The sequence below is a fragment of the Bifidobacterium santillanense genome (assembly GCF_018555385.1).
Lineage (GTDB): Bacteria > Actinomycetota > Actinomycetes > Actinomycetales > Bifidobacteriaceae > Bifidobacterium > Bifidobacterium santillanense.
Map to the genome: position 1 here is coordinate 140,077 of NZ_JAFEJS010000006.1, position 9,338 is coordinate 149,414.

At 68.0% G+C, this 9,338-nt stretch carries 6 protein-coding genes; all 6 read left to right on the forward strand.

All coding sequences use genetic code 11. The annotated features are described in order from the left end of the window. Positions 1–10: 10 nt before the first annotated feature. The gene (locus JS528_RS07165) at positions 11–1,894 is read left to right on the forward strand and encodes an isopeptide-forming domain-containing fimbrial protein (protein WP_214358393.1); all 1,884 of its coding nucleotides are present in this window, start codon (positions 11–13) and stop codon (positions 1,892–1,894) included. 16 nt (positions 1,895–1,910) lie between these two features. Beyond that, on the forward strand, positions 1,911–2,918 hold the full coding sequence (locus tag JS528_RS07170; RefSeq protein ID WP_214358394.1) for a class C sortase: 1,008 nt from the start codon (positions 1,911–1,913) through the stop codon (positions 2,916–2,918). 560 nt (positions 2,919–3,478) lie between these two features. Next, positions 3,479–4,459 (forward strand): aldo/keto reductase, encoded by a 981-nt coding sequence (locus JS528_RS07175; protein WP_214358395.1) that lies wholly within the window; start codon positions 3,479–3,481, stop codon positions 4,457–4,459. A gap of 202 nt (positions 4,460–4,661) precedes the next feature. Then, positions 4,662–5,144 carry a MarR family winged helix-turn-helix transcriptional regulator gene (locus JS528_RS07180; protein WP_214358396.1) on the forward strand — a complete coding sequence of 161 codons (483 nt, stop codon included), beginning with the start codon at positions 4,662–4,664 and terminating at the stop codon, positions 5,142–5,144. Between the two features lie 375 nt (positions 5,145–5,519). After that, on the forward strand, positions 5,520–7,295 hold the full coding sequence (locus JS528_RS07185) for an ABC transporter ATP-binding protein (RefSeq protein WP_214358397.1): 1,776 nt from the start codon (positions 5,520–5,522) through the stop codon (positions 7,293–7,295). A gap of 45 nt (positions 7,296–7,340) precedes the next feature. Continuing rightward, complete coding sequence (locus tag JS528_RS07190; protein ID WP_214358398.1) at positions 7,341–9,188, forward strand: ABC transporter ATP-binding protein; 1,848 nt, start codon at positions 7,341–7,343, stop codon at positions 9,186–9,188. Positions 9,189–9,338 lie beyond the last annotated feature (150 nt).

Below are 9,338 nucleotides of genomic sequence, written 5' to 3' on the forward strand. Positions count from 1 at the left end.
AGGAACAACGATGTTCACCCGCAGTCATTCGCATCACGCCACAGTCGCAGTCGCCTCGCGCGTCGCGGCGGCCGTGATCACCGCATCCGCGCTCGTCGCGGCCCTGTCCGTGCCGGTCGCGTCCGCGTCGCCGACGGCCGATCCCGCCGGCACGCCGCTTGCCAAGGACTCGACCGCCACGCTGGTCGTGCGCGGCGTCGAATCCGGCACGACGAGCGTCGCGTACCGGGTCATCGAACTCAACCTCGAACCGGACGGCACGTCGCCCGCCGCGCCGCCGTACGTCTGGGCCGAGCCGGTGCGCGCGTTCGTGCGCGAGTACGACGAGGCGCACGACGTCGACTTCATCACGGACGAGCCCGTCGCCGGCGCGGTCGGCGACGCCTACGCCGCGCTGGAATCCGACCCCGAGGCCGATCCTCGGACCGCCACGGCCGGGCGGATCGCCGACTTCGCCGACCGGCTCGCGCAGTTCGTCGGCCGACAGTCGGCGGAACTCGGCCTCGACCCGCGCACCGGCGTGACGTCCGGCGGCTCCGGCTCGGCCGGGGAATCCGACGACGCCGTCGCGACCTTCGCCGGCCTGCCGCTCGGCGGACATCTCGTGCTCACGACCGGCGGCGCGTACATCCATCGCCCGGTGATCGCGAACCTCGTGCCGGAACACCGCGCGGCCGACCGGCAGTGGGTCGTCGCCGAACGCGTGGAGATCGACTCGAAACGCAGTCTGCCGTCCGTCGACAAATCCATCAACGAACAGCGCGACGACGGGCATCTCTCCGGCAAGGGCGCGAAGGGGACGGGAAGCGACGTCCTCGCGGTCGGCGACGCCGTGACCTTCGATCTGCGCGCCGACGTGCCGGTCTTTCCGAACAACGCCACCCACCGCGACTTCACCATCGCCGACACCCTCTCGGACGGGCTCACGTTCGACCGGGACTCGATCGAGGTGTTCGGCGTCGCGGCCACGGGCGAGGGCGGCGCCGACGTCGAGACGCCGCTCGCTGACGACGCCTACGGGCTGACCGTGGCGGGGGAGGAGTCCGGCGGAACGGACGAATCGGCCGATGACGGCGGTTCGGCGACCCCGGCGTTCACCTTCCGCATCGACCTCGGCGGCGAGCGCTACGCCGGCGTGGGCGGGTACCGGTCGATCCACGTGCGGTACCGTGCGATCGTCAACGAGCGCGTCGTGATCGGACCGGACGGCAACCCGAACGAGGTCCTGCTGGAATACTCGAACAACCCGTACCACGACGCGTCGCACGGGACCGACGACGACCACGTGACCGCGTACTCGTACGGCATCGAGGCGCTCAAGACCGGCGGCGACGGCAAACCGCTGTCCGGGGCCGTGTTCGCGCTCGGCGGTGACGGGCTCGCCGCGCTCGCTGGCGGGGATGACGGCGCCGGTGATGATGCCGGCGTCTACGAGGGCGTCGTGCCGGTCGGCCCGTCCGGCGACGCGGGGGCCTCTTCCAACGGCGGCCGCTACCGACTGCCCCGCCGCGACGCCGCCGGCGCGATCGTCGCCGAGGATCGGGATCGGCTGACCCGCGATCTTACGGTGGCGGACGACGGCACGTTGTGGATCTCCGGACTGCGGCCGGGCACCTACGCGCTCACCGAGACGAAGGCGCCCGACGGCTACGGCCTCCTCGGCAAGCCGGTCGAGTTCACGATCCGCGACGCCGCGGCCGCCGACGGCGCGACCGGCGTCGAATTCACCGGCGACGTCGTCGGCCAGAGAACCGCCGGCTATGCGTACGGGGCGATCCGCAACTACCGCGGATGGCTGCCGCAGACCGGCAGCACCGGCGTGCTCGCGTTCAGCGCCGCCGGACTGCTGATGGTGCTCGGCGGACTGGTCCTGGTTCGTCGCCGCCGGCGCTGACGGGGCCGGATGCGTCATGGGGCATGGGAGGCATCGCGCGCGGCGCCGCTTCTGGTCGACCTGGCCGGCGGTGGCGCTGATCCTCGCCGGCCTCGCCCTGTGCGCGTACCCCGCGCTCGCCGAATCCGTCGCGTCGCGACGGCACGCGCAGGTCGTCGCCGGATACGAATCCGCGACGGCCACGATGGGCGATCGGCGGCGCGAGTCGATGCTCGCCGAGGCCCGTCGGCACAACGTCGCGCTTGCCGCCGCCGGGTCGGGGTCGGGAACGGGCGCGGAGGAGCGGCGGGCGTCCGGCGGCACGCGCTATGCGTCGCTGCTCGATCCGGGCGGCGACGGGGTGATGGGCGTGCTCGTCATCCCGAGGATCGCCCTGCGGCTGCCGATCTATCACGGCGTCGGCGAGGCGGCGCTCGCCAAGGGCGTCGGGCACATGCCCGACAGCGCCCTGCCGATCGGCGGCGCCGGCACCCGCAGCGTTCTCGCCGGACATCGCGGGCTGCCCTCGGCCGAGCTGTTCACCCGGCTCGACGAGCTCGCGCGCGGCGACCGGTTCGCCGTCATCGTGCTCGGCGAGACCCGCTCCTACCGCGTGGTCGACATCCGGGTCGTCGAGGCGCGGGAGGTCGATGACGGATCGGCGGGCATAACGGAGGCGACCGCAGCCGCGGATGCCGAGGCATCCGGAGAGACCGGCGGAACGTCGGCCGTCGCGGACGATCCGCTCGCGCCGGTCCCCGGCCGCGACCTCGTCACGCTGGTGACCTGCACGCCGTACGGCGTGAACACGCATCGACTGCTCGTCACCGGCGAGCGCGATCCGTCGGGCGACGGCGACGCCGGCCTCGCCGGGACCGCATCGTCCCGGGTCATGCGCGTGCCGACCTCCCTCGACTCGTGGTTCCGTTCCGGTTGGGCCGTCGCCGCGGCGGTGCTGGCGATCGGCGCCGCGAGGGCGACCGGCATGATGGCCCGTCTCATACGCGGGCGCAAACAAAAAAGACGACCTTGCGGCCGTCCTTGAGCTCTTCCTAAATTTCGAAAAATCTAAGTGATGTTCGGTTATCCCTGTGAGTGACTACGTCGTCGCGTCAGGAGCGTGCCGGACGAGCGACCGGAGTCACGTACTGCAGCGCTCCGTGGACGAGAGCCGCGGTGAAGTGCGCTCCGCACATGCCCGCTTCCTCGGCCTGATGGGTGCACCCGGCTATGCAGCAAATGTTCCGTTCCATAATGTTCCCCCTCCTTGGGCTTACGCAGGGCCTCTGCGCCTTACATGGTTCCACTATAGACTTGGGGTGCCCCCCACTGTCCACATAGTAAACGATTTCTCGTCTGCAGTGTTACGTAGATCACAGAAACGCCGGCACGTCGTACCGGTTCGACGGTGCTCTTGCGGCGTTTCTCGGCAAGGTGTCGCATTATCGGCGTGTCGCGCTGCATGGCGAGCTACGCGGTGTCCGCGGCGTGCGGCCGGTCGATCGACGGCTGATCGGACCGCCGTCGTCGTGCCCGTTGCGACGTCCGGCGGCGGTGCCGTGCGCAACGGTCGCCGCCGGCCGGGGCCCGTGCGATCATGGAGTCATGATTCACGGGGATTTCGCGAACGACGTCGATTTCGCAGGACACCACATTCCGCGCCTCGGCATGGGCACGATGGCGCTGTCGATCGAGGGGCGGCCCGACCGCGACACCGCGATCGAGACGATCCATGCGGCGCTCGACGCCGGCGTGCGCTATCTCGACACGGCGTGGTCGTACTACCTGCCGAGCGCGCCGGGCGCGGACGGCACCGGCGTGGAGGGCGACTTCGGGTACGGCGAGATGCTCGTGCGCGACGCGCTCGCGAGCTGGGACGGCCCGCGCGAGGAGGTGCTGGTCGCCACGAAGACCGGCTACCGGCGCACGATCGACGTGGATGGTCCGGTCGACGACGCGGCGGACGCCGCCGCCGGGAAGTCCGATCGCCAACGTCTGCAGGCGGCCGGCAGCCGGTACGGCTGGATGGCCGATTCGCGTCCCGAGACGATGATCCGCGACGCGAAGGAGTCCGCGCGGCATCTCGGCGTGGACGCGCTCGACCTGCTCTACTCGCACGGTCCCGACCCGGCCGTGCCGTACGAGGAGCAGATCGGCGCGCTGAGGACCCTGCTCGACGAGGGCGTGATCCGCTACGCCGGCGTCTCGCGCGTCGACAACGCGCAGATCGACGTCGCGCGCGCGATGCTGGGCGACCGGCTGATCGCCGTGCAGAACCAGTTCTCGCCGTCGCACCCCGATCCGGACGGCACGATGGCGCACTGCGCCGAACTCGGTCTCGACTTCGTGTGCTGGTCGCCGCTCGGCGGGTTCCTCGACCCGTTCGACCGGCGGGCCTACGACCCGTTCCGCCGCGTCGCCGCCGCGCGCGGCGTCTCGTACCAGCGCGTCGTGCTCGCGTGGGAGCTGACGCGGTACGACCGGTTGTTCACGATCCCGAGCGCGCGCAACCCGCACGAGATCCGCGACTCGTTCGCCGCGGTCGATCTGCGGTTGACCGACGAGGAGCTGGCGCTGCTCGGCTGAGCTCGGGTGCGGGCGTGGCGCCCGGCGCCGTTCGCGCATCGATGCGTTCGGCGAAATTGTTTGCAGTGAGAGATATTATAGGGTGTTAGGTATTTTGGCGGTGAGCGCCGGTTCGGCATGACGGCCCCGATGGTCGTGGCGTCGTCGTGCCGGTGCATCGACGGCCGGTCGGAATGTCGGCGCATGGAGAGGAAGGCGTGAGATGGGCTTCGAACAGGAGGCGGTGGACGAGCTGTGGAGCAAGGTGTGGAGCCACAAGTCGGCGATGCAGCGCGACCTGACCCGCGGCGCGCACGGCGAGGTGTTCGTCCTGCGTCAGCTCATGGAGTACGGGCAGTTGACGCCCTCGCAGCTCGCGTCGGCGCTGCGCGTGAGCTCCGGACGCATCTCCACGCTGCTGTCCGCCCTTGAGAAGAAGGGCTTCATCACGCGTGAGAACGACCCCGACGACCGTCGCGTCGTGCGCGTGCGGCTGACGGACGCGGGGCGCGAGGCCGTGCAGTGCGACGTCGACGCGGTGCGCGACGCGGTGTGCTGGATCTTCTCGCAGATGGGGGAGCGGCGTACGCGCGAGTTCGTCGACCTGACCCGCGAGTTCATGACCTACATGTCGATCTGCCGCCCCGGCAAACCGCGCCCGACCCCCGAGGAGGTCAAGGCGGCCTTCGAACAGGCCGAGCCGTAAAGCGAACAGTCCTGTGGACTGTTCGTAGGCTTGGCCGAGCGGCTGTGCCGCGAGGAGCTGCCGGGCATTCGCGCGCGACGCGAAACCTGGATGGGGGAGGGTCTCTGCGGCCCCTTTGCGTGACGCCTCATGGCCTTGACTCGTTTCCTCTTTTCCTTCCGTTGGGGCGCATCGCCGGTCAGTGTCGCCCGCCCCGCCGCCCTCGCCGAAGCAGGTCCTCTCCCTCACGGGAAACGCCGTAGCATTGACAAATATCTCTGGGTGTAAGTAATTTAATACTGCAAGATAAATTACGTGGATATCCGATATCCAAAGGCGCGAATCAGCGCAAGCCAACACACGTACACACCGCACGTCAACGCATAGGGGGATCCAATGCTTCGCATCATGAAATACCTCTCGAAGGGAGAGGTCGCACAGATGCTCGTCGCCCTGGTGACCATCGTCGGACAGGTCTTCTTCGACCTGAAGCTGCCCGACTACATGTCCGACATCACCACGCTCGTCGAGACGCCGGGCAGCGAGATGTCCGACATCTGGATCGCCGGCGGCAAGATGCTGCTCGTCTCGCTCGGGTCGGTCGCCTGCGCGGTCGTCACCGGCTTCATCGCCGCGCGCGTGGCCGCCAGCTTCGGCCAGCGCCTGCGCTCGCTCGAGTTCCGCAAGGTCGAGTCGTTCGGCCCGGCCGAGATGAGCCGCTTCTCGACCGCGAGCCTCATCACCCGCTCGACCAACGACATCACGCAGATCCAGATGTTCATCACGATGGGCCTGCAGATGATCGTCAAATCGCCGATCATGGCGGTCTGGGCGATCATGAAGATCGCCGGCGACGGCTTCGAGTGGACGCTCGCCACCGCGATCGCGGTCGTCGTCCTGCTCGTCGCGATCGTCGTGCTCATGGCGATGGTCATGCCGAAGTTCAAGGCGATGCAGACGCTCATCGACAACATCAACCTCGTCGCGCGCGAGAACCTCACCGGCCTGCGGGTCGTGCGCGCGTACAACGCCGAAGACTATCAGGAGTCGAAGTTCACCAAGGCCAACGCGGACCTCACCGAGACGCAGCTGTTCACCAACCGCGCGATGGCCGTCATGATGCCGCTGATGAACACCGTGATGAACGGCCTCATGCTCGTCGTCTACTGGATCGGCGCGTACCTCATCGACGCGGCCGCCCTGACCGACAAGCTCACCGTGTTCTCGAACATGGTCGTCTTCTCCAGCTACTCCGTGCAGGTCATCATGAGCTTCCTGCTCATGAGCATGGTGTTCGTGCTCTGGCCGCGCGCCGACGTCTCCGCGCAGCGCGTGATGGAGGTGCTCGACACCGACCCGCTCGTCAAGGACGGCCCGGGTGTTTCACGTGAAACCGCCGATGTTCCACGCGGCGAGGTCGAGTTCCGCGACGTGAGCTTCACGTACCCCGACTCGCGCGAGCCGATGCTCGAGCACGTCTCGTTCAAGGCGACCCGCGGCCAGACCGTCGCGTTCATCGGCTCGACCGGCTCCGGCAAGTCGACCCTCGTCAACCTCGTCCCGCGCTTCCACGACGCGACCGAGGGGCAGGTGCTCGTCGACGGCGTCGACGTGCGCGAGTACACGCTCAGGGAGCTGCGCGACAAGATCGGCTACGTGCCGCAGAAGTCGGTGCTGTTCAAGGGCACCGTCGCGGGCAACATCGCCTATGGCGACGAGCCGGGCGGGCGTACGGCGGGCGACGACATGTCCCGCATCCGCGAGGCGGCCGACGTCGCGCAGGCCACCGAATTCGTCGAGCGCATGGACGGCGGCTTCGACGCGCCCATCGCGCAGGGCGGATCGAACGTGTCCGGCGGACAGAAGCAGCGCCTGTCGATCGCGCGCGCCGTCCACCGCGACCCGGAGATCCTCGTCTTCGACGACTCGTTCAGCGCGCTGGACTTCAGGACCGACCGCGAGGTGCGCGACGCGCTCGCGGAGTATGCCAAGGACGCGACCAAGCTCATCGTCGCCCAGCGCATCGGCACCATCATGAACGCCGACCTCATCGTCGTGCTCGACGACGGCAGGGTCGTGGGGGAGGGCACGCACAAGGAGCTGCTCGCCACCTGCGACGTCTACCGCCAGATCGCCGAATCCCAGCTCAGCGCGAGCGAACTCGCCGCCTGACCCGGACCGCGTCGTATCACACAGGACTTTCGAAAGGACTTCACCATGCCAGGACCAATGGGACACGGCGGACCGAACCGCGGCGCCGTCGAGAAGCCGCAGGACTTCGGGAAGGTCATGGGCAAGCTCGTGCGCTTCTGCAGGAGCTACATCCCTGTCATCGTCATCGCGCTGGTGCTCGGCGCGGCCGGCACGATCTGCCAGATCGTCGGACCGGACAAGCTCAAGGACATGACCAACGAGATCGTCAAGGGACTGCCCGCGATGGTCCACGGCAGGCCCGTCATGGGCGCCGTCGACTTCGACGCGGTCTCGCGCATCGGCTTCACGCTCGTCGCGCTGTACGTCGGGTACGCGATCCTGAGCTACGTGCAGAGCTGGCTCATGGCCAACGTCACCCAGCGCACCGCGCAGCAGCTGCGCGAGGCGATCAGCGTCAAGATCAACAAGCTCCCCCTGAGCTACTTCGACAAGGTGAGCTACGGCGACGTGCTCAGCCGCATCACCAACGATGTCGACGCGATCGGCCAGACCCTCGGCCAGTCGCTCGGCTCGCTCATCACGTCGGTCACGCTGTTCGTCGGCGCGCTCGTCATGATGTTCGCCAACAACGTCATCATGACGCTCTCCGCGATCGGCGCGAGCCTCGTCGGCCTCGTGCTGATGGGCGTGATCATGAAGGCGTCGCAGCGCTACTTCACGCGCCAGCAGGTCGCGCTCGGCGACGTCAACGGCCACGTCGAGGAGATGTACTCCGGCCACCTCATCGTCAAGGCGTACAACGGCGAGGCCGATTCGATCGCGCGCTTCGAGAAGTACAACGCGGACCTGTACGACTCCGGCTGGAAGTCGCAGTTCCTCTCCGGCCTGATGATGCCGCTCATGCAGTTCGTCGGCAACTTCGGCTACGTCGTCGTGTGCGTCGTCGGCGCCGCGCTCGCGATGAACGGCGACATCGAATTCGGCGTGATCGTCGCGTTCATGATGTACGTCCGACTGTTCACCCAGCCGCTCGCCCAGTTCGCGCAGGCCTTCCAGAACCTGCAGCGCTGCGCCGCCGCGTCCGAGCGCGTGTTCGGCTTCCTCGAGGAGCCGGAGATGGCGGACGAGTCGTCCAAGCCGGCCCTGCTCGGCGCGAAGTACGCGGACGGCCGCGAGGTGAGGGGCGATGTCGAGTTCGATCACGTGCGCTTCGAGTACGAGCCCGGCAAGCCGATCATCCGCGACTTCTCCGCGACCGTGAAGGCCGGGCAGAAGGTCGCGATCGTCGGACCGACCGGCGCCGGCAAGACCACGATGGTGAACCTCCTCATGCGCTTCTACGACATCGCCGGCGGTTCCATCTCGATCGACGGCGTCGACACGGCCTCGGTGCCGAGATGGAACGTGCACGAGCAGTTCTCGATGGTGCTGCAGGACACGTGGGTGTTCCACGGCACCGTGCGCGAGAACATCGCCTACTCCAAGCCGGACGTCACGGATTCGCAGATCATCGAGGCGTGCAAGGCCGTCGGTCTGCACCACTACATCATGTCGCTGCCCGACGGCTACGACACCGTGCTCGACGAGAACACGTCGTTGTCCGCCGGACAGAAGCAGCTGCTGACCATCGCCCGCGCGATGGTGCAGGACGCGCCGATCCTGATTTTGGACGAGGCGACGTCCTCGGTCGACACCCGCACCGAGGAGCTCATCCAGAAGGCGATGGACGCGCTGACCGTGGGCCGTACGTCGTTCGTCATCGCGCACCGTCTCTCCACGATCCGTGACGCCGACATGATCCTCGTCATGAACCACGGCGACGTGATCGAGCGCGGCACGCATGAGGAGCTGTTGGCCAAGGGCGGCTTCTACGCCGACCTCTACAACAGCCAGTTCGCGTTGGTCGACTGACGGGGCTTCCCGCCGGCATGTCCGTGGCGGGATGCCGGTATTGCTTCCCGTCGCTCACTCCGGGGTTTGTATCGTATTTGCGTAACAAACCCCGGAGCCAGGTGTGAAGTTCCCGGAGTTGTGCGTGCGATTCCCGGGGTGGGCCATGTG

Bases quoted from the DNA above. Each gene is read 5' to 3' on its own strand.
- JS528_RS07165 (WP_214358393.1), top strand. From the start codon at position 11: ATGTTCACCCGCAGTCATTCGCATCACGCCACAGTCGCAGTCGCCTCG.
- JS528_RS07170 (WP_214358394.1), top strand. From the start codon at position 1,911: ATGGGGCATGGGAGGCATCGCGCGCGGCGCCGCTTCTGGTCGACCTGG.
- JS528_RS07175 (WP_214358395.1), top strand. From the start codon at position 3,479: ATGATTCACGGGGATTTCGCGAACGACGTCGATTTCGCAGGACACCAC.
- JS528_RS07180 (WP_214358396.1), top strand. From the start codon at position 4,662: ATGGGCTTCGAACAGGAGGCGGTGGACGAGCTGTGGAGCAAGGTGTGG.
- JS528_RS07185 (WP_214358397.1), top strand. From the start codon at position 5,520: ATGCTTCGCATCATGAAATACCTCTCGAAGGGAGAGGTCGCACAGATG.
- JS528_RS07190 (WP_214358398.1), top strand. From the start codon at position 7,341: ATGCCAGGACCAATGGGACACGGCGGACCGAACCGCGGCGCCGTCGAG.